This is a genomic window from Variovorax sp. Soil_C_17, from assembly GCF_057657265.1.
In genome coordinates this window covers 1,566,740-1,589,459 of the sequence record NZ_JBDGIT010000001.1, presented here as the reverse complement: position 1 = coordinate 1,589,459, position 22,720 = coordinate 1,566,740, and the positions used below count along the sequence as shown (strand labels likewise).

General features: G+C 68.1%; 24 protein-coding genes. 10 read left to right on the top strand and 14 right to left on the bottom strand.

Going from position 1 to position 22,720, the window contains the following annotated elements; genetic code table 11:
- The first annotated feature begins 9 nt into the window (after window positions 1–9).
- A complete protein-coding gene (locus tag AC3A6Y_RS07690) occupies window positions 10–1,536 on the top strand; it encodes a UxaA family hydrolase (protein ID WP_487867596.1) in 1,527 nt (508 codons plus the stop codon).
- Window positions 1,537–1,592: 56 nt separating this feature from the next.
- Complete coding sequence (locus AC3A6Y_RS07685) at window positions 1,593–2,651, top strand: malate/lactate/ureidoglycolate dehydrogenase (protein WP_487867595.1); 1,059 nt, start codon at window positions 1,593–1,595, stop codon at window positions 2,649–2,651.
- A gap of 11 nt (window positions 2,652–2,662) precedes the next feature.
- On the opposite strand, the gene AC3A6Y_RS07680 is transcribed toward AC3A6Y_RS07685, so the two are convergent.
- Window positions 2,663–4,198, bottom strand: coding sequence for a hybrid sensor histidine kinase/response regulator (locus AC3A6Y_RS07680; protein ID WP_487867594.1), 1,536 nt, complete (start codon window positions 4,196–4,198; stop codon window positions 2,663–2,665).
- Entirely contained in the window at window positions 4,195–5,706 is a 1,512-nt protein-coding gene (locus tag AC3A6Y_RS07675) for an ATPase domain-containing protein (protein WP_487867593.1), read from the bottom strand. Before AC3A6Y_RS07675 ends, AC3A6Y_RS07680 begins: the two co-directional genes overlap by 4 nt.
- Window positions 5,707–5,918: 212 nt before the next feature.
- On the opposite strand from AC3A6Y_RS07675, the gene AC3A6Y_RS07670 reads away from it, so the two are divergent.
- From AC3A6Y_RS07670 to AC3A6Y_RS07660, 3 genes are all read left to right on the top strand, one after another.
- On the top strand, window positions 5,919–6,239 hold the full coding sequence (locus AC3A6Y_RS07670) for a hypothetical protein (protein WP_487867592.1): 321 nt from the start codon (window positions 5,919–5,921) through the stop codon (window positions 6,237–6,239).
- A gap of 141 nt (window positions 6,240–6,380) precedes the next feature.
- Window positions 6,381–7,136: a phosphatase PAP2 family protein gene (locus tag AC3A6Y_RS07665; protein ID WP_487867591.1), complete on the top strand. Its 756-nt coding sequence runs from the start codon at window positions 6,381–6,383 to the stop codon at window positions 7,134–7,136.
- A 28-nt stretch (window positions 7,137–7,164) separates the two neighbouring features.
- On the top strand, window positions 7,165–8,676 hold the full coding sequence (locus AC3A6Y_RS07660; protein WP_487867590.1) for a flavin-containing monooxygenase: 1,512 nt from the start codon (window positions 7,165–7,167) through the stop codon (window positions 8,674–8,676).
- On the opposite strand, the gene pdxR is transcribed toward AC3A6Y_RS07660, so the two are convergent.
- Window positions 8,657–10,066: a MocR-like pyridoxine biosynthesis transcription factor PdxR gene (gene pdxR / locus AC3A6Y_RS07655; protein WP_487867589.1), complete on the bottom strand. Its 1,410-nt coding sequence runs from the start codon at window positions 10,064–10,066 to the stop codon at window positions 8,657–8,659. The two genes, AC3A6Y_RS07660 and pdxR, sit on opposite strands and share 20 nt — an antisense overlap.
- A 94-nt stretch (window positions 10,067–10,160) precedes the next feature.
- Here pdxR and AC3A6Y_RS07650 point away from each other — a divergent pair, with 94 nt between their 5' ends.
- Both AC3A6Y_RS07650 and AC3A6Y_RS07645 read left to right on the top strand, forming a co-directional pair.
- The gene (locus AC3A6Y_RS07650) at window positions 10,161–10,574 is read left to right on the top strand and encodes a cupin domain-containing protein (RefSeq protein WP_487867588.1); all 414 of its coding nucleotides are present in this window, start codon (window positions 10,161–10,163) and stop codon (window positions 10,572–10,574) included.
- 14 nt (window positions 10,575–10,588) lie between these two features.
- Complete coding sequence (locus tag AC3A6Y_RS07645) at window positions 10,589–11,044, top strand: carboxymuconolactone decarboxylase family protein (RefSeq protein ID WP_487867587.1); 456 nt, start codon at window positions 10,589–10,591, stop codon at window positions 11,042–11,044.
- 20 nt (window positions 11,045–11,064) lie between these two features.
- On the opposite strand, the gene AC3A6Y_RS07640 is transcribed toward AC3A6Y_RS07645, so the two are convergent.
- On the bottom strand, window positions 11,065–11,493 hold the full coding sequence (locus tag AC3A6Y_RS07640) for a VOC family protein (RefSeq protein WP_487867586.1): 429 nt from the start codon (window positions 11,491–11,493) through the stop codon (window positions 11,065–11,067).
- Window positions 11,494–11,633: 140 nt separating this feature from the next.
- On the opposite strand from AC3A6Y_RS07640, the gene AC3A6Y_RS07635 reads away from it, so the two are divergent.
- Window positions 11,634–12,692 (top strand): DUF3500 domain-containing protein, encoded by a 1,059-nt coding sequence (locus tag AC3A6Y_RS07635; protein WP_487867585.1) that lies wholly within the window; start codon window positions 11,634–11,636, stop codon window positions 12,690–12,692.
- A gap of 10 nt (window positions 12,693–12,702) precedes the next feature.
- Here the strand turns inward: AC3A6Y_RS07635 and AC3A6Y_RS07630 are convergent, their stop codons facing one another.
- A complete protein-coding gene (locus AC3A6Y_RS07630) occupies window positions 12,703–13,830 on the bottom strand; it encodes a hypothetical protein (protein ID WP_487867584.1) in 1,128 nt (375 codons plus the stop codon).
- Between the two features lie 21 nt (window positions 13,831–13,851).
- Window positions 13,852–14,040 carry a hypothetical protein gene (locus AC3A6Y_RS07625; RefSeq protein ID WP_487867583.1) on the bottom strand — a complete coding sequence of 63 codons (189 nt, stop codon included), beginning with the start codon at window positions 14,038–14,040 and terminating at the stop codon, window positions 13,852–13,854.
- A 353-nt stretch (window positions 14,041–14,393) separates the two neighbouring features.
- On the opposite strand from AC3A6Y_RS07625, the gene AC3A6Y_RS07620 reads away from it, so the two are divergent.
- Window positions 14,394–15,191, top strand: coding sequence for a class I SAM-dependent methyltransferase (locus tag AC3A6Y_RS07620; protein ID WP_487867582.1), 798 nt, complete (start codon window positions 14,394–14,396; stop codon window positions 15,189–15,191).
- A gap of 42 nt (window positions 15,192–15,233) precedes the next feature.
- Here AC3A6Y_RS07620 and AC3A6Y_RS07615 read toward each other — a convergent pair whose 3' ends face one another.
- The 8 genes from AC3A6Y_RS07615 to AC3A6Y_RS07580 all read right to left on the bottom strand — a co-directional run bounded on the left by AC3A6Y_RS07615 (window position 15,234) and on the right by AC3A6Y_RS07580 (window position 21,345).
- Window positions 15,234–15,389 (bottom strand): hypothetical protein, encoded by a 156-nt coding sequence (locus AC3A6Y_RS07615; protein ID WP_487867581.1) that lies wholly within the window; start codon window positions 15,387–15,389, stop codon window positions 15,234–15,236.
- Between the two features lie 233 nt (window positions 15,390–15,622).
- The gene (locus tag AC3A6Y_RS07610; protein ID WP_487867580.1) at window positions 15,623–16,000 is read right to left on the bottom strand and encodes a VOC family protein; all 378 of its coding nucleotides are present in this window, start codon (window positions 15,998–16,000) and stop codon (window positions 15,623–15,625) included.
- A 121-nt stretch (window positions 16,001–16,121) separates the two neighbouring features.
- Window positions 16,122–16,472: a cupin domain-containing protein gene (locus AC3A6Y_RS07605; RefSeq protein ID WP_487867579.1), complete on the bottom strand. Its 351-nt coding sequence runs from the start codon at window positions 16,470–16,472 to the stop codon at window positions 16,122–16,124.
- Window positions 16,473–16,521: 49 nt separating this feature from the next.
- Window positions 16,522–17,463 carry a PLP-dependent cysteine synthase family protein gene (locus AC3A6Y_RS07600; protein WP_487867578.1) on the bottom strand — a complete coding sequence of 314 codons (942 nt, stop codon included), beginning with the start codon at window positions 17,461–17,463 and terminating at the stop codon, window positions 16,522–16,524.
- Between the two features lie 505 nt (window positions 17,464–17,968).
- Window positions 17,969–18,397, bottom strand: coding sequence for a hypothetical protein (locus AC3A6Y_RS07595; protein ID WP_436295984.1), 429 nt, complete (start codon window positions 18,395–18,397; stop codon window positions 17,969–17,971).
- Window positions 18,398–18,734: 337 nt separating this feature from the next.
- Window positions 18,735–19,025 carry an excalibur calcium-binding domain-containing protein gene (locus AC3A6Y_RS07590; protein ID WP_487867577.1) on the bottom strand — a complete coding sequence of 97 codons (291 nt, stop codon included), beginning with the start codon at window positions 19,023–19,025 and terminating at the stop codon, window positions 18,735–18,737.
- A 19-nt stretch (window positions 19,026–19,044) separates the two neighbouring features.
- Window positions 19,045–19,899, bottom strand: a complete 855-nt coding sequence (locus AC3A6Y_RS07585; protein ID WP_487867576.1) for a restriction endonuclease — start codon at window positions 19,897–19,899, stop codon at window positions 19,045–19,047.
- Between the two features lie 333 nt (window positions 19,900–20,232).
- Window positions 20,233–21,345, bottom strand: a complete 1,113-nt coding sequence (locus tag AC3A6Y_RS07580; protein ID WP_487867575.1) for a mandelate racemase/muconate lactonizing enzyme family protein — start codon at window positions 21,343–21,345, stop codon at window positions 20,233–20,235.
- A gap of 158 nt (window positions 21,346–21,503) precedes the next feature.
- Here AC3A6Y_RS07580 and ydiK point away from each other — a divergent pair, with 158 nt between their 5' ends.
- Window positions 21,504–22,583: an AI-2E family transporter YdiK gene (gene ydiK, locus AC3A6Y_RS07575; RefSeq protein ID WP_487867574.1), complete on the top strand. Its 1,080-nt coding sequence runs from the start codon at window positions 21,504–21,506 to the stop codon at window positions 22,581–22,583.
- The last annotated feature ends 137 nt before the right edge of the window (window positions 22,584–22,720 follow it).

The following is a 22,720-nucleotide window of genomic DNA, read 5'->3' as shown; positions in this document are numbered from 1 at the left end:
GACCCCACGATGAACCCCTTCATTCGCCTCCACCCCGCCGACGACGTCGTGATCGCGCGCGGCCAGCTGGTCGGCGGCACGTCCGTCGAAGGCGTGACCACCCGCGGCCTGATTCCGCCCGGCCACAAGGTTGCCGTGCGCGCCATCGCCCAGGGCGAGCCGGTGCGCCGCTACAACCAGATCATCGGCTTCGCGAGCCGCCCCATCGGGCCCGGCGAGCACGTGCACACGCACAACCTCGACATGGGCCCGGACAAGGGCCACTTCGATCGCGACTACGCCTTCGGGGCCGACGTCAAGGCGCCTCCGCCGCGGCGCGAGGCCACCTTCATGGGCATCAAGCGCGCCGATGGCCGCGTCGCCACGCGCAACTACATCGGCGTGCTGACCAGCGTGAACTGCTCGGCCACCGCGGCGCGCGCCATCGCCGATCACTTCTCGCGCCGGACCAACCCGCAGGCGCTCGCGCCCTACCCGATGGTCGACGGCGTGGTCGCGCTCACGCACGGCACCGGCTGCGGCATGGACACCCAGGGCATGGGCATGCAGCTGCTGGAGCGCACGCTCACCGGCTATGCCACGCACCCCAACTTCGCGGCGGTGCTGGTGGTGGGCCTGGGCTGCGAGGCCAATCAGATCAATGCCTGGCTTGCCACCGGCAACCTGCGCGAGGGCGAGAACCTGCGCGTCTTCAACATCCAGGACACCGGCGGCACGCGCAAGACGGTGGAGAAAGGCGTTGCGCTCATCAACGAGATGCTGCCGCGTGCCAATGCGGTGAAGCGCGAGCCCTGCAGCGCGGCGCACATCACCATCGGCCTGCAGTGCGGCGGCTCGGACGGCTACTCGGGCATCAGCGCCAACCCCGCGCTGGGCGCGGCGGTGGACCTGCTGGTGGCGCACGGCGGCACCGCCATCCTCTCGGAGACGCCCGAGATCTACGGCGCCGAGCACCTGCTCACGCGACGCGCGGTGAAGCGCGAGGTGGGCGAGAAGCTGGTCGAGCGCATCCGCTGGTGGGAGCACTACACCGCCATCAACGAGGGCGAGATGAACAACAATCCCTCGCCCGGCAACAAGGCGGGCGGGCTCACCACCATCCTCGAGAAGAGCCTGGGCGCGGTGGCCAAGGGCGGCACCAGCAACCTCGAAGCCGTGTACGAGTACGCCGAGCCGGTCACGGCGCACGGCTTCGTCTACATGGACACGCCGGGCTACGACCCGGTGAGCGCCACCGGCCAGGTGGCGGGCGGCGCCAACATGATCTGCTTTACCACCGGCCGCGGCTCGGCCTACGGCTGCGCGCCCTCCCCCTCGCTCAAGCTCGCGACCAACTCGGCGCTGTGGCAGCGGCAGGAGGAGGACATGGACATCAACTGCGGCGAGATCGTCGAAGGCAGCGTCTCGATCCAGGAGATGGGGCAGCGCATCTTCGAGCTGGTGCTGGCGACGGCCTCCGGGGACCCGAGCAAGAGCGAGAAGCATGGATATGGGCAGAACGAGTTCGTGCCGTGGCAGGTCGGTGCCGTGATGTGACCGTCTTGCTCCCTCTCTTTCCGGGGGAGGGAGCCCATACCAAGGAGCCTTTTTCAATGCCTCTGACCCTTCAAGCCGCGACGCTTCGCACCCAGATCGCCTCCATCATCGCCGGCACCGGCAGCACCCCGGCCGAAGCCGAGCAGGTCGCCGCCAACCTCGTGCTCGCCAACCTCAGCGGCCATGACTCCCACGGCGTTGGCATGGTCCCGCGCTACGTCGATGCCGCTGCCGAGGGCGGCCTGAAGCCCAATGCGGCGGTCAAGATCAACCTCGACACCGGCCCGATGCTCGCCCTCGACGGCCAGCGCGGCTACGGGCAGATCGTCGGCGTGCAGGCCATGCAAATGGCGATCGAGCGCGCGAAGCAGCACGGCAGCTGCGTCCTGTCGCTGGCCAACGCCCACCACCTGGGCCGCATCGGCCACTTCGCCGAGATGGCGACGGCGCAGGGCCTGGTCTCCCTGCACTTCGTCAACGTGCTCTCGCGCCCGGTGGTCGCGCCCTGGGGCGGCGGCGACGGGCGCTTCGGCACCAATCCGTGCTGCATCGGGATTCCGCTGAAGGGCGCGGAACCCTTCATCCTCGACTACGCCACCAGCCGCGTCGCCCAGGGCAAGATGCGCGTGGCCCACAACAAGGGCGAGCGCGTGCCGCCCGGCTACCTGATCGACGAGCACGGCGCGCCCACCGACGACCCCGGTGTGGTCGTGGTGCCGCAGGGCAATGGCCTCTTCGGCGCGCTGATGACCTTCGGCGAGCACAAGGGCTACGGCATGGCCGTGGCCTGCGAGCTGCTGGGCGGTGCGCTCACCGGCGGCGGCACCTGGCACCGGCAGGCGGACACCGCGCGCACGGTGCTCAACGGCATGCTGGCCATCGTGATCGACCCGGGCAAGCTGGGCACGCAGGCCAGCTTCGAGCAGGAGGCGCGCGCCTTCGTCGACTGGCTGCGGCAAAGCCCGCCGGGCCAGGGCTTCGACGGCGTGCAGATTGCCGGCGAGCCCGAGCGCAAGGCCCGCGCCGCCCGCGAGCGCGAAGGCATCTGGATCGACGACGCGACCTGGAGCGAGATCGTGGCGGCGGGGGCGAAGGTGGGCGTGGCGATCGGCTGACTTCCACGGCGCTACAGCAGCGCCATGAACTCGCCCAGGTTCAGGGGCTTGAGCAGGTGGTGATCGAAGCCCGCTGCCGCGATGCGGTCGCGGTAGCCCTGCTGGCCCCAGCCCGTGAGCGCGATCAGCTTCAGGTCCGCGCCGCGGGGCCCGGTGCGCAGATGGCGCGCGAGCTCGCAGCCGTCCATGCCGGGCATGCCGATGTCGAGCACGGCGATGTCGATGTCATGCTCCCGTGCCAGCTGCAGCGCCTCTTCGCCGCCGTAGGCAACCAGCGCCGTCGCGCCCATCGAGGCCAGCAGCTCGGCCAGGCTGTCGGCCGCGTCGCGGTTGTCGTCGACGACCAGGATCGTGCCCTCGATGGAAGGCGCCCATCCATCCTGCGACATGCGCGCGCGCCGGCCGGTCACGGTGGTGCTCTTCGCCAGCGGCAGGCGCACGGTGAAGGTCGCGCCGCGGCCCAGGCCCTCGCTCGCAGCCTCGACGCTGCCGCCCTGCAGCTCGACCAGGCTCTTCACCAGCGTGAGGCCGATGCCCAGCCCGCCCTGCGCCTCGCGCGCCGTGCCGCTCACCTGCACGAACATCTCGAAGATCGACTTCAGCATCTCCGGCGCGAGGCCGGTGCCGGTGTCGCTCACCGACACCACGGCCTGCCGCCCTTCCTGCCGCGCGGCCACGGTCACCCGGCCGCCCGCGGGCGTGTACTTGGCCGCGTTGTTCATCAGGTTCGAGAACACCTGCGTGAGGCGCACCGCATCGCCGCGCACCACCAGCGGCTCGCCCGCGACATCGACCGTGAGCGTATGCCCGGCGCGCTCGAAGAGCGGTCGGCTCAGCTCGACCGCGTCGTCGATCACCGCGTCGAGCAGCACCGGGCCCAGGTGCAGCTCGATCTTGCCGCGCGTGATGCGCGAGACCTCCATCAAGTCGTTCACCAGGCGCACCATGTGCTCGACCTGGCGGTTCATGAGCTCGTAGTACTTGCCGGCCTCCTCCGGCGCCGGCCTCTTGCGCTGCAGGAGCGACAGGGCCGTGCCCAAGGGCGCCAGCGGATTGCGCAGCTCGTGCGCCAGCGTGGCGAGGAACTCGGTCTTGCGCTGGTCGGCTTCGCGCAGCCCCTCCAGCAGGTTGCGCAACTCGTACTGCCGGCGGCGCGAGCGCAGGGCGGTGCGCACCGCGCTCACCAGCGCGGCCACGCGCATCGGCCGCTCGATCACCGTGACGTTGGCGAACTCGTCCATGGCGTTGGCGACGGCGCGGGAATCCGCCCCCTGGCGCGCCAGCACCAGTACCGGCACGTCGGACCAGGGCGGCTGCGCGGCGAGCGCGCCGGTGAGCTCGGCCAGCGCGGGGCCGGCGAGCACTTCCTCTGCCAGCATGATGGCGCCGGCGCCGCGCAGCAGCTCCTCCACCAGCGAGTGCATGTCGCCGCACACATGCGACACGAAATGCGCGCGCTCCAGCACGGCGCGCGCCATGCCGGCGTCCCTGGTGGTCGCCGTCCGCAGCAGGATGCGTTCGTCGAGATCGGGCGGAGCAGCGCTCACGATGGCGACCGGACTCCGTCGATCGGGATGGGCACGCCGGTCAGGATGCCCCGGAAATTGCGCAGCGGCTCCCCGACATGGATGCCCTGCGCGTCCAGCGAGAAGGAGCGGATGGTGCGCTCGTGCGCGCCGCCGCGCTTCTTGAGCACCGAGATCGCCTGCTTCACCTCGCCCTCGTCCTCGAAGTAGCGCAGCAGCACCACCGAGTCCGCGAGGTAGCTCGCATCGACGGGCGTCTGCATCTGCATGCCGATCAGGCCGTGCTGCGCGCCGATCAGCATGGTGGCAACGCCGTTGTGCCCGAGGTAGGTCAACAGCTCGTGCAGCTGGACGATGAGGAAGCGCTCGTCCGGCATGGCGTTGAGGTAGCCGTTCAGGCTGTCGATCACCACCATCGTGGCGTGGTGCCGCTCGACGGCCTGGCGAATCTCGAAGACGAACTCGCCGGGCGACAACTCTGCGGGGTCGATCTGGCGCACGCGGATGCGTCCGGCGTCGATGAACGGCCCCAGGTCCATGCCCAGGCCCTTGCAGCGCGTGCGCAGGGTGTTGATGCTCTCGTCGAAGATGAAGAGCGCCGCGGTCTCGCCGCGACGCGCCGCGGTGATCGCGAACTGCACCGCCACGCTCGACTTGCCCGTGCCGGGCGCGCCCACGAACAGCGTGCTGGTGCCATTCTCGATGCCGCCGCCCAGCAGGTCGTCGAGCGCCGCCAGCCCGCTGGGAATACGCGTCTGCGTCACCGGCGGCGAATGTTCCGAAGCCACCAGCCGCGGAAACACCTGCAGCCCGCCGCGCCCGATCTTGTAATCGTGGTAGCCCCCGCGAAACTCCCTTCCGCGGTATTTGCTGACCACCAGCCGGCGGCGCGACGCGCCGTAGTCGGGGTTGACCTGTTCCAGCCGGATCACCGCATGCGCGATGCTCTGCACCTGCAGGTCCTGCTCGGTGGCCGTCAGGTCATCGAGCAGCAGCACCGCGCACTGCCGCCCGGTGAAGAACTGCTTGAGCGCCAGGATCTGCCGCCGGTAGCGCAGCGACCCGCCCGCCAAGAGGCGCAGCTCGGACAGCGAGTCGAACACCACCCGCGAGGGCTTGATCTTGTCGACGTCGGCCAGGATGCGGAGCGTCTTCTCGCCGAGCTCGACCTCGGAGGGATGGAACATCGTGTACTGGTCGTCCGGCTCCAGCACGTCCTGCGCGGGCAGCATTTCGCGTACCTCGATGCCCTTCAGGTCCCAGCCGTGGGACTCGGCCACGCCCTGCAGCTCCTGCGCTGTTTCGGAGAGGGTGACGTACAGCACCGACTCGCCGTGCAGCACGCCCTCGCGCAGGAACTGGATGGCCACCGTGGTCTTGCCTGCGCCGGGCGCGCCCTCCAGAAGGTAGAGGCGGTGCGCCGTGAGGCCGCCGCCCAGGACATCGTCGAGTCCCGGGACGCCCATTTTCAACAGCTCGTACTCCTGCGCTTTGTTGCTGCCGCCCGTGGGCGGTGTGCTTGCCTTCATTTCCAGCCCCCGAAAACGTTCTACGAAAGAACTAAGGAGTCGCTGAATGTAAGGCCTGTAAAGCGGCCGCGCTGTAGGGAGTCATCCCCTCTTCGGCCAGTCCCGTCCTGTGTTCGCCGGGCTTTTCTCGTCCGGCTGGAGGATGACGCACGGGCCGCCGGCGCGCCCAATCGGCCCAGGCGGCCTGGGTTCGGCCGTCAAGGGAGCCTGTCATGAAGCCATTTCTTTCCGCATCGGCGCTGGCCCTGAGCTGCGCGCTGCTGGCCGCCTGCGACACGCAGCCCGGCATCCTCTACACCACCGAAGGCACCGGATTCGACGTGATGAGCCTCACCGATGCCCAGGGCAACTGCGAGGGCCTCGCCCGCGTGGCCTACCTGACCTGGTGGGGCGTCGAGACCCTGCAAGGCTGCTGGGCGCGCGAGCGCGGCGAGATCGTCGGGCGCTTTCCCGGCTTGGAGGACAAGCGGGTGCCCGTGGGCGCGTTCCAGCGCACCGAGCTGGCGGAATACCGCGGCGCCTCGCTGCACTGAGGCCCGCGCCGCGAGCGGCGTTGCGGGCCGCGTTGCGGGCGGCGGCGCTTTCGGCGGACACTCGCGCGCATCGGGCACGATGCGCCGATGTCTCCAGGAAACCGCCATGCCCCGCAACACCGCCACCAGGAGCGCCGGCCAGTGAGGGGCCGCGCAGCCCGGCCCCTGCCGCTTCTGCGCGCCGTCGCGGCGCGACTGCGCCTGCACCACATCGAGGGCCTGCGCACGCTGGTCGCGCCGCTCCTGGCCGGGCTGGGCGTGGTGCTGTTGCTGCTGCTCTTCGCCCTGCTGGCCGACGAGGTCTTCGAGGGCGGCACCCGCGGCCTGGACATGCAGCTGCTGCAGGCCGCCCAGCGATTCAGGGCCGTGCATCCGCGCTTCGGCGAGGTCATGCGCGACCTGAGCGGCCTGGGCAGCACCGTGGTGCTGAGCTTCCTGGTGCTCGCCACCGTGGTTTACCTGGTCGTGCTGTCGGCGCGCACCGCCGCCATCCTGGTGGCTGCCTCCACCGCGGCCGGCGCCGTGCTGATCCACCTGCTACTCAAGCCCGCCTTCGGGCGCTTGCGGCCGGACCTCGCCTTTGCCGACCACGCAGCCTGGGGCATGAGCTTTCCGAGCGGGCACGCCAGCATGTCGGCGATCGTGTTCCTCACGCTCGGCGCGCTGCTGGCGAACACGCGCAGCCGCTGGGTGGAGCGGGTCTTCATCCTGGCGACGGCTTCGATCGCGACCTTCCTGGTGGGACTGAGCCGCGTGGCGCTGGGGGTGCATTGGGCGACCGATGTGCTGGCGGGGTGGGCGCTGGGCGCGGCATGGGCCATCGGGTGGCTGCTGGTGGCGCACCGCGTCCCGGGGACGGAGAGGACGGATGCGGAAAGCGGACCGGCCGCGTCCTGAGGCTGCAACGAACCAAGGAGGAGAGACGATGCAAAGGGTCGCCATCATCGGGTCCGGGCCCGGCGGGCTGGTCGCCGCGCGCTACCTGCAATCGGAAGGCTTCGCGCCCGTGCTCTTCGAGCAGGCGGCACGGCCTGGCGGCCAGTGGAGCGGTGACGCGAGCTGCAGCGGCGTATGGCCGTCCATGCGCACGAACACCAGCCGCGTGCTGACCCAGTTCAGCGACCTGCCGCACGCGCCGGGCCTGGCCATCTACCCTTCCAATCGCGAAATCGGCGACTACCTGCTGCGCTATGCGGCCCGCTTCGACCTGACGGCGAAAACGCGCCTGCGCACGCCCGTGCGCGAGATCCGGGCCGTGCCCGGCGGATGGGCCGTGCGGCACGATGCGCAGGAGGAGGTGTTCGAGAAGGTCGTGGTCGCGAGCGGCCGCTTCCAGCATCCGTGCATCCCCGAGGTGCCGGGCCTGGCGTCGTTCTCGGGCAGCGCCGGCGTGGCGCACACCTTCGCGTACAAGGACCCGGAGCAATACCGCGGCAAGCGCGTGCTCGTGGCGGGCTGCGCCATCAGCGCGCTGGAGATTGCCAGCGACCTCTGCATGCTCGGTGCGTCGCGCGTGGTGGTGTGCCAGCGGCGGCAGCGCTACGTGCTTCCGAAGCTGATGGCCGGCGTCCCCTCGGACCAGCGCGTGTTCTCGCGCTACCAGGCGCTGGCCGAGGAGTCGCTGCCGCTCGGCGAATTCGGCGCGCTGCTGAAGGCACTGGTGGTGGGCGCGGTGGGCAGCCCGGAACAGTACGGCGCCCCCAAGCCCGCCGAAAGCATCTTCGACGCGGGCCTGACGCTGAGCCAGCACTACCTCCCCCTGGTCGCCGAGGGCCGCATCGAGGTGCGCCCGTGGTTCGACCGGATCGACGGCACGCAGGTCGCCTTCAGCGATGGGCGGGTGGAGCCCTTCGACGGCATTCTCTTCGGCACGGGCTTCGCGATGAGCCTGCCCTTTCTGGGCGAAGCGATCCGCCGCACGCTCGACCTGGATGCGCAGCACATCGAGCTCTACAAGCACACCTTCCATCCGGCGCTGCCGGGGCTTGCCTTCGTCGGCATGTGGGATCAGTCCGGGCCGATGTTCCCGCCCATCGAGTTGCAGGCGCGGTGGCTCGCTTATGTGTGGAGCGGTGCCGTGGCAGCGCCGACGCTCGAAGCGATGCAGCTCGGCGTTGCCGAATGCCGCGCCCGCCGCGGCGAGCCGCAGAAGACGAAGATGAACCTCATGGCGCTGCTGTTCGCGCGCGCCGCGGGCGTGGAGCCCGAACCGGAACGCTGGCCCGCGCTTCGGCGTGCGCTCTTGTTCGGGCCGCTTGCGCCCGTTTCGTTTCGCCTCCAAGGGCGCGATGCGCTGCCGGACGCGGCCATGCGCTTCGCCGCGGAGGCGATGGCGTCCGGGTGCGTGCAGTCCCCGGAGTTCAGTGCTGCGGAAGCGGAGAAGCTGCGGCGGCTGGGCAGCGTCGCGCAGCAAGCCCTCACGAGAACCGCTGTATGAGCTGACCCAGGCGCCGGCAAGCCGTCGCCTGCTGGGCTTCGATGGCGGTGGCGACGCCGAGAAGCAGTCCCGAACGCGCCGTACCGGGTGCGCCGTACCAGATCGACAGCGGCGCCGGGGCCATGCCGTAGGCATACGCCTCGCGAGCGATCGCCTTGTCGTCGGCACCGTCCGGCAACTGAAGCACGACGGCCAGCCCGGCGGCGTAGCCACGCAGGCCTTCGGCCTCCAGGTGGGCGAGCAATGCGCTGCTGCGCGCGGCATAGATGCGCTTCATCCGCCGCAGGTGCCGCAGGTAGTGGCCGTCCCGCATGAATTCGGTCGTCGCCGTCTGCACGGCCGGGCCGGGAGCGGGCGCAAGACAGGCCATGACCTCGTCGAAGCGGGGGACGAGCGAGAGCGGCGCCACGACGAAACCGAGGCGCAGCGTGGGGCTGATGGTCTTGCTGAACGATCCGATGTGGATGACGCGCCCGGACCTGTCCTGCGCCGCCAGCGCGGGCGCGGCGCGCCGCTTCAGCTGCAGCTCGCCCAGGTAGTCGTCCTCGATGATCCAGGCGTGTGCGCGCCTAGCCCAATCGAGCAGCCGAAGCCTGCGCGCGAGCGACAAGGTCGAACCCAGGGGCGCCTGCTGGCCCGGCGTGACCAGCGCCACGGCCGCATCGGGCGCGTGCGCCTCTCCATGGGCAACGTCGATGCCCTCTTCGTCGACCGGAACGGGCACCGTCGAAAGACGCGAGATCCGCAGCGCCCTGCGCGCCGGCAGGAAGCCTGGGTTCTCGACCCATGCAGCACGCCCTTCGGCGCGGAGGGCCTGCAGAGTGGCACCCAGTGCGCCCGAAAAGCCCGCCGTGATGAAGATCTGCGACGGCCGGCACTCGATACCGCGCGACAGCGCCAGGTGGGCTGCAATCTCGCGCCTCAACGCGTGCTCGCCGCGCGGGTCGTGATAGAAGGCGGGCGCTTCCACCTCGTCACGCACCGCCCGCGAGCGAATGCGCGCGAAGAGCGCGGCGGGGAAGCAGTCGGAGGCCGGCACGCCCATCTGGAACACGGCGGGCCCGGGCACGAAATGCTGGTACAGGTCGGACTGCAGATCGGTCTCGATCGATCGCTGCTCCTTCACGGCGCGCTTGACCGGCTGGCCCGCCACGCGGGTGCCGGCCGGCCGTGACGAGACGATCAACTGCGCATCGGCCAGCCGCTCGTACGCCGTCTTCACCGTGCCGCGCGCAACGCCCAGTTGCGCCGCGAGATCGAGCCACGAGGGCAGCCTGGCGCCGGGTACGAGCACGCCGCTTTCGATCGCGCCGGAGATTCCGATGCGGATCTGTTCGGCCAGGGAGGTCTTGGCCGTGCGGTCCAGAACGATCTGCAAGCCGTTGTCCATCGGGGCATGGTACATCCCGATTTCGACTTTTCAGGTCTTTTCCCTGGACCAACCGGAGCGCACCATCGAGGCTCCCAACCCAGGAAACCGACCCATGAAACTCCGACGCCTTCTTCTCCCCCTCCTCTTCGCCACCGGCGCGGCCTTCGCCGCCACCGCGGCCGCACACGGCGCCGGCGACACGGTGAAGCCGAACTTCGACCGCCCCATCGCCAACGTTCCCGGCAAGTCGCTCATCGCGCTGGAAGTGCTCTACCCGCCAGGCGGGGCTTCGCTTCCGCACGTCCATTCGAAGTCCGCGTTCATCTATGCCTACGTGGTCTCGGGCAGCATCGCCAGCAAGGTCGACGACGGCCCCGAGCGCGTCTACAAGGCCGGCGAAAGCTTCCACGAGGACCCGGGCTCGCGCCATCCCGTGAGCCGCAACGCCAGCAACACGAAGCCCGCCAAGCTGCTGGCCGTGTTCGTCGTGGACAGCGGCGACCACCCGCTAACCACCAACGAATGACCGAGGAGCGAACCATGAGACTGGACTACACCCAAGCATCTCCGGGCGGCGTCAAGGCCTTCGGCAGCGTGTACGGCTACATCGCCCAATCGGGCCTCGAGGACGTGCTCGTCGAGCTCATGTACCTGCGCATCAGCCAGATCAACGGCTGCGCCTATTGCCTGGACATGCACACCCGCGACCTCTCGAAGAAGGGCGTGTCGGTTCAGAAGCTCGCCCTGGTGCAGGCATGGCGGGAAGCCGGCGACCTCTTCAGCGAGCGCGAACGCGCGGCGCTGGCGTGGGCCGAATCGGTGACGCGCGTGGCCGACACGCATGTGCCGGACGACGCGTTCGAGGCCGCCGCGTCCGTGTTCAGTGACAAGGAACTCGCCGACCTCACCATCGCGATCGGCCTGATGAACGCCTTCAACCGGCTGGCGATCAGCTTTCGACGCGGGCCGGAGCCTGCGCAGGCGGCCAGGGGCTGAGTCGCGCGCGATGCCCAGGATCAGAAAGTGACCTTGACCGAGGGCGCGCTGCGCTGGGCCTCGCCGTGGAACACGGCCTCGATGTTGTTGCCGTCGGGGTCCAGCACGAAGCAGGCGTAGTAGCCCGGGTGATACGAGCGTTTGCCCGGTGCGCCGTTGTCCCTGCCGCCATGCGCGAGCACGGCCTTGTAGAAGGCATCGACCATCGCCTCGTCCTGGGCCTGGAAAGCCAGGTGGTGGCGTCCGGTCAGCTGGCCGTTGGCGGCCTTGCTGCTGGCGGTCGAAACGAAGAGCTCATCGGCCCAGAAATAGTCCTCGCCACTGCCGGCCATCGGGATCTTCAGCGCTTCGAAGGCAGCCTCGTAGAAGGCCCGGCTTGCGGCGAGGTCCTTCACGACGAGCTGGAGGTGGTCGATCAAGCGGCCGCGGTGCAACTCCTGTGTTTCCATGCATATGCTCCTTTGGATCGGATAGCCTTCCGCATGAAGCACGCTTCGTCTGTCAGCGTGGTTCGACAACCTCGACGCATCGTCGCGACTCGGGCATTCTCGAACCTGTCGACGGGTCGACTCATGCACAAGGAACCACCATGCTGCTGCGCTCTCTCTCCGCCTGGATGAGCTGCTGGACCTTGCTCACCGTGGCGCCCCCGGCCGCCGCGGCGGCCGACACCAGCCGCGCGGCGCAGGCGATGACGGCCGCTGCGCGCGCGCTGCTGGAGGCAACCCCGGCGGCACAGCGGTCCGAGCTGCTGCGTCCGTTCACGCTGGAGGCGCGCGGCGATTGGCACTACACGCCGCGCAGCCGTCCCGGCATTGCGTTCAAGGCCATGGAAGACGCGCAGCGCCAGGCCGCGCAGCAGTTGCTGGCCGCGGCCTTGTCGCAGCCGGGCCTGGTCAAGGTGCAGGCCATCATCGCCCTGGATATCGCGCTGCGCGAGCTCGAAACCTTTGGGCTCTCGCGCGATCCGGAGAACTACGCCCTTGCCTTGTTCGGCACGCCGGACGCGGCTTCGCCCTGGGGCTGGCGCATCGAAGGGCACCATCTCTCGCTGCACTTCACGCTGGCCGACGGCCAGGTCGTGGCCACGCTGCCGCAGTTCCTGGGCGCCAATCCGGCGCAGGTGCCGCGCGACATCGGCAGCAAGGGCCCGCGCAAGGACCAGCGCGCGCTGGGCGAGGAGGAAGACCGCGCCTTTGCGCTGCTGGCCGCGCTCTCGCCCGCGCAGCGCCGGCAGGCCATCTTCAGCGAGCGGCCGTTCGGGGACATCGTCACGCGCAATGCCGCGCAGCTGGACCCCTTGGCACCCGTGGGCGTGGCCTTCAACGCCATGGACGCCGCGCAGCAGGCCTTGCTGCTGCGCATCGTCGAGTCGCTGGCCTCGGTGGCGGAAGCGTCGTTGGCGCAGCAGCGGCTGGAGCGCGTGCGGGCGGGTGGCCTGGACAGCATTCGCTTCGGATGGGCCGGCGCCACCGAGCGCGGCCAGCCGCACTACTGGCGCATCCAGGGCGCACGCTTCTTGATCGAGTGGGACAACTCGGGCGGCAACCACATCCACAACGTGTGGCGCGACTTCGAAGGGGATTGGGGGCGCGACGTGCTCGGCGAGCACTACCGCCGCGCACGGGCGGGCGGCCATCGGCATTGAGCGTTTGCGCCTAGCGGCCCGTGCCCTTGGCCCTTGCACTCCTCTGCGCGATCTCCTGCGCAGCCGCCTGAAGGCTCCTGTTCCCCGGGTGCTGCGCCGCGTACTGGTTGGACACGGCGACCAGGCTGCTCGCCGGCGAGCCGAGGCGCGCGCCCGCCAGCAGCGGGGCCGCCTCGGACGTCAACAGATAGGCCGTGATCTTGCGTGGATCGGTTCCGGGCAGGCCGAGCCGGTCGACGATCGCGCGCTCAGGATCGATCCCGTGGATGCGGTTTTCGAGCTGCGCGGTGGCGCGCAGCCAGTTGGCGTAGCGCACCGCATCCGTGAGCCCGAACTCGCCGGTGGCCGGCGGGAAGCGCGGCTCGGTCCGGCCCAGCAGCTCGATGATCTCGCCGAGCGCGTGGGCGGAGTAGCTGGTCAGCACCTTCGGGTTGTCGTTGATCGCATGCGCCAGGATGTCGGCCGCATAGCCATTGGACGAGGCGCGCACGGTGGACAGCAGCTCGTCCTGCAAGCGCGCGGGCGCCAGCGGCGCCATGTGCGCCAGTTCGCCGTAGTAGTCGTCGGGCCCGAGGATCTTCTTGTCGAACGCGTCCTTCAGCACCGCATCGGAGCCGGGCAGATAGCCCAGGCGCGAGAAGCTCAGCACGGCCGATCGCGCCACCTGTTTGTTGGCGTCCGCCATCAGGCCACGCAGGTCGAGCAGGAGTTCGGCGTTGTAGCCGGTCGGGTCGTCCGGCGCATACAGGCGGGCGAGGATGCGGGCCAGCGCAATCTTTTCATCGTCGCTGAGCCCGCGCTGCAACAAGGCACGCGCGGCCAATGCAGACTGCGTGGTGAGCGGCACTCCCTGGGCGAAGATCCGGTCGAGCTCGTTGCGGCCCGCGATGCCGGGCTTGGGGACGTACGCGACCAGCGGGTTCTGAGGGTCCGGCGTGTTCCTGGCGATGGTGATCGCTGCCGCGTACCTGCCGGCGGCCGCTGCGGCGGATGCGCCTTGATCGCTCCCGCGGGAGGCGGACCCGGGCGATTCCTGCCGCTGCGCCGTTGGTGCGGGAGACTGCTGCCACCCGAACACCACCCACACGAGCCCGGCCAGGGCAAGGCCTGCGATCGCGAGTACACCGGTCTTCTTCATGATGCCTGCCCGCCTCGGCCTTCAGCTCCAGCCCTTCATCTTGTTGAACAGCGTGGAGGGCAGGATCACGTCGCTCTTGAGGTCGCGGTTGCGGTCCAGCCAGAGCTGCGGCATCGGATGGATCGAGCCCACGCCTTCGAGGATGCCGGCGGTGGTGGCGCAGGCGAGGGCGAGCAGGAGGGCTGCGGGGGCTCGGGACCACTTCGTCATCACAACCTCCCTTCGGGCCAGGAGCCCGCGATGCGGTGCGTGCCGCCTTGTCGAACGGCGCTTTTCGAGCGCTGCGTGCAAGTCGGGCGAGCATTGTTCCGCAATGGGCGGGGAGGCACAAGCGGGGGAGCATGGTGGGTCGGCATGGTCCCCTTGCTCATGGATGCCCCAAACGGTCATTCACCATCAAGGAATAGAACGGCGCTTGCTATGAAATGGTGCGTCCGACCCAGCGGACATGAGGCCGGATGGTTCGTAAGCAAAAAGGGAACGTGACTCTTGGTTTCTTGCAAGGCTGCGGCCGAAGGTAAACAATCGTTGTCTCCGTCGCCGCTTCAAAGAGGAGTTCGCCAGTGTCAAACGATCCGTTTGCTCAGCTTAAGGCCGTCCAGCGAGAAGGATGGTCGCTCTTCGCGCCGCTCGAAGCCGTCACCACGGCGACGGCAGCTGAACTCGTCAGACACGCGCGCATAAGGGCGGAGCAGGTCGTGCTCGATGTTGGCTGCGGCACCGGCGTGGTGGCGCTGACTGCAGCGCGCGCAGGTGCGAAGGTCCACGCGCTCGACCTTTCTCCGGTGTTGATCCAGCACGGCAGGCAGCATGCGGCGCTTGCCGGCGTCGAGATTGAATTCAGCGAGGGCGACGTCGAAGCTCTGCCCTTCGAGAGCTCGACTTTCGATGCAGTGGTCAGCCAGTTCGGTCACATGTTCGCGCCGAGGCCGGACATCACCATCTCTGAGATGCTGCGTGTGCTCAAGCCGGGCGGCACCATTGCGTTTTCCACGTGGCCGCCGGAACACTACGTGGGGCAGATGTTCGCGCTGGTCGGAAAATTCGTCCCTCCGCCTCCGGGCGCAGCCCCGCCGCCGCAATGGGGTGACCCCACCATCATCCGGCAGAGGCTCGGCGATGCCGTGACCGATATCATGTTCGATCGCTCGGTCATGTTATTTCCTGCGTTGAGTCCGCAGCACTATCGCAAGGGCATCGAGGAAACGCTGGGCCCCGTAGTGAAATTGGTTGCCACCTTGAAGGATGAGCCGGACAAACTCGCGGCCTTCCGGGCGGAGCTCGACGGATTCATCGCGCGCTACTTCGAGAACAACGTGGTGCGCCAGCACTATCTGATGACCCGGGCGACGAAGAAATAGCCGGCCCGTTGAGCCGCACACCGCCGTTAGGCGTGCGGCATTTCATGCTGCGTCCTCGGCGACCGATCGCAGCAGCTCGGGCGAGGCACGAGTGACGTCGACAGCGCCGTTGTCGGAGAAAGGAAGGCGTGGAAGGTGCACCAGCAACTGGCGCATGGGGCGCATGGGCTCGGCGCGGACGATAGGAGCGGGCTGCATGGGACCAGTTTGGCCCGGGGGGAATGCAGAGTGCCAGAGACTAGTGCGTGTCGCCTTTGAGATGCCTCGATGCCTCTGCAGCAAATCAGCTGGTTCCGACTAACTCGGACTTCAGCGCCACCGCGTGGATGACAATTTGAGACTGGTTGCGGTCATTTGCGGCAGCGGATCGGCAGGCAAGTCCGGGCCCGTTGCCGTCTTTCAGTATCAAGAGAAGCTGGCCCTCGTCAAAGTTACTGAACGGCCAAGAGCGGGTGCTCGTGGCGGTCCGGTTCGGGTGCACTGTTCCGGGCCGCTGATACAGAAGTCGGTGTCTGCCGGGCGGGGGCGTGCGGCGCGATGCGGTTGCCATCGCTGTCCAGCACGATGCGCGCGAACCGCGAAGCGTGCGGGCCGATCGAGTGGATGGACCGCATCACTTCGCCGACATGGGCCGCCGCGGCCTCGACGGCCTGCGGCAAACGACCTTCGACGATGAGGTAGACCAGTGGACCCGCTTTCGACGGTGCATTGCCGTCCTCGGGCGACCACAGGAAGCCGCCGATCTCGTCGTGGTATCCGGCACCGGGCCGAACACGGAAACCCGGCCAGCCCTCCTTGTTGATCGGCACGCCGAGCACCCCGGAATTGAACGCGATGGCTCGACCCAGGTCGAGGACCGCAATTTCGAACCTGGCGATGCGACGGCTCCTCGAATGCTCCCTTTCGAGAGGACAGGTTGGAGAGTGCCGCTCATGCCGGCGGGGGACTCAACAGGTGCAGCGAGACATAGGGCTGGTCGCCCTCGACCCAGCTGTCGTGCGGCGTTGACGTGATGTGGAAGGCTTGCCCCGGGAGCAGGTCCAGCCGCTCGCCGGTTTCGTAGAGCACCACCCCGTGACCGGAAATGACGACCCCGGTGTGAGGCGCATGGCACAGCGCCGTGCCGACCAGCGGTGAATTGTGTTCAGACCATTTCCAGCCAGGCTGATAGGTCGCTCGGCCAAGGCTGGCGCCGGCCAGGTGAACGATCTCGAAGCGCCCATGTGGGAATGTCCGCACCTCGTCGGGCTGGTCGAAGTGCTTGAGGGTAGTGGCGTGCAAGGACGGACTCCGTGGACGGTGGTGGATCATGCCAGGGCCGAGGTGCCGGTCAAGCCGGCGCGCGATAGACGTCGGTACTCAGGTAGCGCAGCCCTGAGTCGCAGATGATGGTGACCACGTTGGCCCCCGGCCCCAGGCTGCGCGCGACCCAGATCGCCGCCACCACATTGGCACCCGACGAGGTGCCGCCGAAGATGCCTTCCTCGCGCGCCAGCCGCCGGGTCATCTCCTTGGCTTCCCGGGTGGCGACGGGCTGGATCTCGTTGACCTGGTCTGGACGCCACAGCGGCGGGATGAAGCCGATGCCGATGCCCTCGATCTTGTGCGAACCGGAAGGCCCGCCCGACAGCACCGCGGACTCGGCCGGCTCGACCGCTACCACCCGGATTTTCGGATCGTGCCGCCACAGCGCCTTCGTGACGCCATGGATCGAGTGCGCCGTGCTGACAGAGTGCACAAAGGCGGTAATCTCGCCCTGGGTCTGACGCCATATTTCCTCCCCGAGCGGTAGGTATCCCTGGGTCGCATCGTGGTTGTTGAGCTGGTCGCAGTACCAGTGCCCGGGCCGGCGGCTGATCTCGGCGGCCGTGTCGATCATGGCTTTGATCAGCGCCTCGGTGATCTGCTGGTTGTCACTCGACACGTCCGTAATGCGGGCGCCGAAGGCCTGCATGGTGCGGCGCTTCTCGTCACTGAAGGCGTCCGAAAAGACGATCTCGAGGCCATAGCCCTTGGCGGCGCAGACCAGCGCCAGCGAGATGCCCGTCGTACCGGCGGTGTATTCGACGACAGTGCCGCCGGCTTGCAGCCGACCGTCGGCCTCCGCACTGCGGATCGCCGCCGCAGCCATCCGGTCCTTCATGCTGCCGGTCGGATTGGCCCATTCCAGTTTGGCGAACACCCGCCCACATCCTGCCGGCACCACTTTGCGCAATTCGACCAGCGGCGTATTGCCGATGCTGCCCAGGACGTTTTCGGTGACGAATGGCATGTGCTTACTCCATCGGATGGAACGGGCGCGCCTGCGACCCGGGTCAGGGTCCATGGCATTCCAAGCTTGTAACCGACATCCGCCACCGTGTCTCACCTTGCGGCTGCTTCTCGCCCGTGGGCCCCCGGCCGCAGGCGTTTCGCTCGAGCGTCGACCGGCGCCTAGGTATGGTCGTCGCGCCTACCTGCCCCTCGCCTACTCGTCACGCTGGGCCGCCTGCTTTGCGTCGACCAATTCAGCGAAGAGAATGTCTCTGATGGGTCGAGAGCGGCGTCGAGCGGCTGCTTTTTGGCATTGACATTGAATGGTGATGGCCGACAGTTCCAGTTCGCGATCGTGAACCGTCGCATCCGCAAGAGCCAAGTTCGAGGGATGCCGGGACTCCGCTTGAAGGCCTTGACGCTCAATGCAGAGCGCGGTGGAGCGCTGAACCTCCACGGCTTTGACTCATCTACCGCACCAGCGTCGCTGCGGGGAGTCGAGAATGGAACTGTCGCGTCGAGTCTCACATGACCTGCATTACGGCGAACACCAGGTCCGGCGTCTTCTCGCTTCTCAGTTCAAACCGGTTGCCGGCAACCTGTCTCACGGACACGCAGGAAGCCTTCAAGCCTGACTCAGCACCCATCCATGTCAGTTCCCAGCAGAGCACGTTGTTCTTAACTTCCCATTTGCCCTGGTCCGCGCACTTGTCCGTATGCTTGCTCCCAACTGCTCTCGCGCACACCGACCGGTCCTTGCGAAAGTCAAAGAGGTTGGTGTGCGAAGGGCGTTCCGGGGTCCCATAGATTGAGAGTCCCCAGGTTCGCCCGCTGACCAGTTCAACCAGAGCGGCACCTGAGATCTCTTGCACAGTCTGAGTTTGCGCGGCGTCGGCCATGCATGCCGCGAGCAGAACTGCTGAAAGTTTTGGCAGGATTGGGGCGCTCGCCATTGTGTTCCTCGATTGGAGCCTACCGTCACGGTGCAGAAAGACTGCGTCGTGCGCGCCAAAGCATCATGCGCTCCTTAGTATCCAAGCGCAAACGGGCCGTCGAGGCGCCGCCATGGGAATGCACGTTGGCCAAGATCACGTTCACTTGTCCGCCGCCACCGAGAGTCTGCTTTCGGACCTCACAGTTGGAGGGCCGACGCTATGCCATAGGCCCGTCGCCCAGGTCGAGCGACAGCCATACGCCGCAAGAACGACGGACCGCTCCTGGCCGTCTACGCCAGTCCGCGAGGATAAGCCGAACGACCGCTCCCGCTGCATTGAAGACCTTCGACCGCACTCACCGACACCACTGCTGCTCGCACGGCACCCCATCGTTGTTCCCATCCATCCTCACCCCAGGACAGTTCTTCAAGAAGTGCGTTGCCTCTGCGCATGAAGTCATCTGCGAGCAACGCGTTCGGCCATCGCACTTGAACGATGGACTCTCGGCCGTGAGTCGACTGCTCGATGTGGGGCTCCATACGGTCTCAGGAGCAGAAGAGTGACTGGCTTGACGGCGCTCCTCGTGGTGCGAGTACGCGTTCCATCCGATCAGGCACACGATCGCCAGAACGATCAGCTTCTTCATAGCCGACCTCGGCTGTCATTCATGCCGTACCCCGGCATCTGGGAAACGCGGCACAGCCCCAGAACGACTCGCCTGCGCGCGCGCCCTTCGTCGCGGTCCTTCGGACCATCTGTCCTGCGCAGCGGGGGCACGCGGGTGCCGAAGCGCGACTCTTGTCCTCCGCTTCAGGCCGGCTCTCGACTTCAGCGCTTCCTGATCGCTCGCCGCCCCGCCCGCCAGCCCGTGCCGACCGGATCAACTCGAAGAGCGCATCGCCACCCATCAGTTCGACATTGCGCCCCTTGGCAAACTCGCGCGCGTCGTCCGTGAAGCGCCCCGAGGTCACCACGAACCCGCCGGCGGCACCGCTTGCAGCCATGACCCCATAGAGTTCCCGCACGACCTGCACGCCGACCTTGTAGGCGCGCCATTGCTTGCATTGCACCAGGTGCTTCTCTCCGCCCTTGCGCAGAACGAGATCGACGCCGCCGTCGGCGCCAGCACCGCCCAGTTCTTCGACATGAAAGCCCTTGCGCCTGAAGCCCTCGCCCACCAGCAACTCGAACTCGCGCCAGTCCATGCGTTCGAGCACGTCTGCGGACTTCGCAGCCGTCACGTTGTCTGCCAGCGCTCGTCTCTGGTGGCGTCGCCATGCCGACACGGCCGCGCCGACAAGGCAGACCAAGGGCAACAGGAACTGGCCGACAGTGGCCAATCCGTAGTAGAGGCCTGAAGTGAGCTGCGGCTTGGTCGCCATCTCGGCCGCGGAGCGTACCGCCCAGCCATGCAAGAGGAAGTAGGAGACTGGCGCCATCGAGAGACCCACCCACCAGGGCAGCATCGACACCAGCTCAATCATGTCGTCCAGCGGGCTGGATCTTCTGCGTTTCGGCACGCGCGTCTCCTCGTTCTTGTTGTTGATGCGACGTCGGCTCCGACGCGCGGACTTGCCTCAGAGACCCCCAGCTCACCGCCGTTTCAGAGGCCTCCTTCACCGACGACGGCTTCAGCTACGCAGTGACGCAAGCTTTCAGGCGATCCGCGAATCGAAGATGTCGCGTCAGCTCGCGAATTCTGGGCAGCAACCGCATGGACCACAAGGCTGGGCGTCCTGCATGCGGGTCGGCCGCTGGCCGAAGCGCCAACAAGTACCGATCTCGGTTGAAGATTTTTCTCTGTGAGTACAGCCAGGCCCCTAGCGGTGAGCACCGCCGGCAAGACATCGAGATCAGGCCTCGATGACCACAGGCGCCCCGACCCGATACCGCTCGATCACCGCCATATCCGGCTCCACTCCCAGCCCAGGCCCCGCCGGCACCGCCACCCTGCCCTCCCGCGCCCGCACCGCCTCGTGATACGGACTCGCCTCCAACTCCCCAAAGAACAACTCGAACGCCACCCCCGGCGCAAACGCCGCCGCCAGGTGCAGCGAAGCCAGGTAGCCCGGCCCGAAGTAGAAGCAATGCGGCACATAGTCGATGCCATGCGTGCGGGCCAGCGTCACCGCCTGCGCCACCGCCTCGATCCCGCCGAACTTGATCACGCTCGGTTGGCAGATATCCACCGCCCCCGCGCGCAGCATGGCCCCGAACTCATGGATGCCTGCGACGTTCTCGCCTGCGGCGATGGGCATGGCCGCCGAGGCTCTCACGCGGGCCAGCCCGGCGAAGTCCTCAGGCGGCCACACCGGCTCTTCCAGCCAAGCCAGGCGCACGGATTCGAGCGCGCGCGCCTGCTCGATGGACTGCGACACGCTCCAGGGGCAGTTGGTGTCCAGCGCGAGCCACACCGCATCGCCGCACGCAGCCCGCGCCGCACGCACGGTGTCGAGGCGCACCTCATGCAGCTTGATGTGCCTGAAGCCTTGGCCCACCGCGCGCTCGACGGCCTGGGCCAGCAACGCTGGCTCGGCGTAGCGCAGCAGGCTCGCATAGGCATCGAGTTCACGCGGTGCGCCGCCGAGCAGCGTGGCGATGGGCTGCGAAGCGAGCTTGCCGGCGATGTCCCACAGCGCGATCTCGATGGCGGAGAGCGCGTACACCACCGGGCCGCTTCGGCCATGGATGTGGAAGCGATGGGCCATCTCGGCCATCAATGCCGATCGGTCGGTGAGGTCGCGTCCGATGAAGGCCGGGCCGACCAGGCCGGCCAGCGCGGCGCTGGTGATGGGGCAGGCCACGTGCCCCCAGCCCTCGCCCCAGCCATCGACCCCCGCATCGGTGCGCACGCGCACGAAGAGGGAATCGACGGAAGTCCAGTTCATGCCGGCAAAGGCCGTGGGCGCTGCGCCCATGTCGAAGGGCACGCGGATCAAGTGAATCTCGATGCGTTCGATCTTCATCGCACACCTCCTCGCGGTTCAGGGGCGACGCATGATGATCCCTTCGCGCGTCGGCATCAATCGGCCGAAAGGCAGGGCGGCTCGCGGGCACACCACAGGCCGCACAATGCGCCATCGCCCGTGCGCACACTGCTGCGAGCCGCACTCGCCTCCCATTCATGTCCGTCGCCCGCCCCGACCTCGCCAAGACGACTTTCGTCGTACTCACGCTGGTCTTGCTCATCACCTCCTCGCTCTGGATCCTCCGCCCCTTCCTGGGCGCCACGATCTGGGCCGCCATGCTCGTCGTCGCCACCTGGCCCGCCTTCCTCTGGATCCAGGCCCGGCTGTGGAGGCGCCGCAGCCTCGCGGTGCTGGTGATGGTCGTGATCCTGCTGCTGCTGTTCGTGCTGCCGCTCACCCTCGCGATCACCACCGTTGCTTCCAATGCGGAGGAAGTCGTCAACTGGGTGCGCAAGCTGATCAGCCAGGGCCCGCCCGCGCTGCCCGGCTGGGTGCAGCGCCTGCCGCTGGTCGGCAAGCGGCTGACGGAGGCCTGGAGCGAGCTGGTGGCCGCCGGGGTGTCGGGGCTGGAGGCGCAGGTCACGCCCTATTTCCGGCAGGTCACGTCGTTCGTGCTCGCGCAAGCCGGCGTGCTGGGGGCGCTGACGCTGCAGTTCCTGCTCACGGTGGTGATCGCCGGGATGATGTACGCGGGCGGCGAGTCGGCGGCAGCGGTGGTGCGGCGCTTCGGCTTCAAGCTGGGCGGGCAGCGCGGCGAAGATGCGGTGGTGCTGGCCGGCAAGGCGATCCGCGGCGTGGCGCTGGGGGTGGGGGTGACGGCGATCATCCAGGCCGTGGTGGGCGGGGTCGGGCTGGCGATCGCGGGGGTGCCCTTCGCGGCGCTGCTCACGGCCGTGATGTTCATGCTGTGCATCGTGCAGGTCGGGCCCACACTGGTGCTGGCGCCGGCGACCATCTGGGTGTTCTGGAGCGGCAACACGGGCTGGGGCATCTTCCTGCTGGTGTGGACCATCATCGTGGGGACGATGGACAACTTCCTGCGCCCGCTGCTGATCCGCCGCGGCGCCGACCTGCCGCTGGTGCTGATCTTCGCGGGGGTGATCGGCGGACTGCTGGGCTTCGGACTGGTCGGGATCTTCGTGGGGCCGGTGATGCTGGCGGTGTCGTACACGCTGCTCGATGCCTGGCTGCGCGACGACGAACCGCCGCCCGCGGCGGATGCGGCTCGGCAGTAGGCAGCCGGGGCATGACGGCATTCTTCTCTCCTCCACGCGAGTGAGATCCGGGCTTTCAAGCGCGCCGGCCAACTGAGATACTCGGCGCGCGCCTGCGCTCGAACCGACAACGACGACTCCTGCCAGGCGGCCACCCT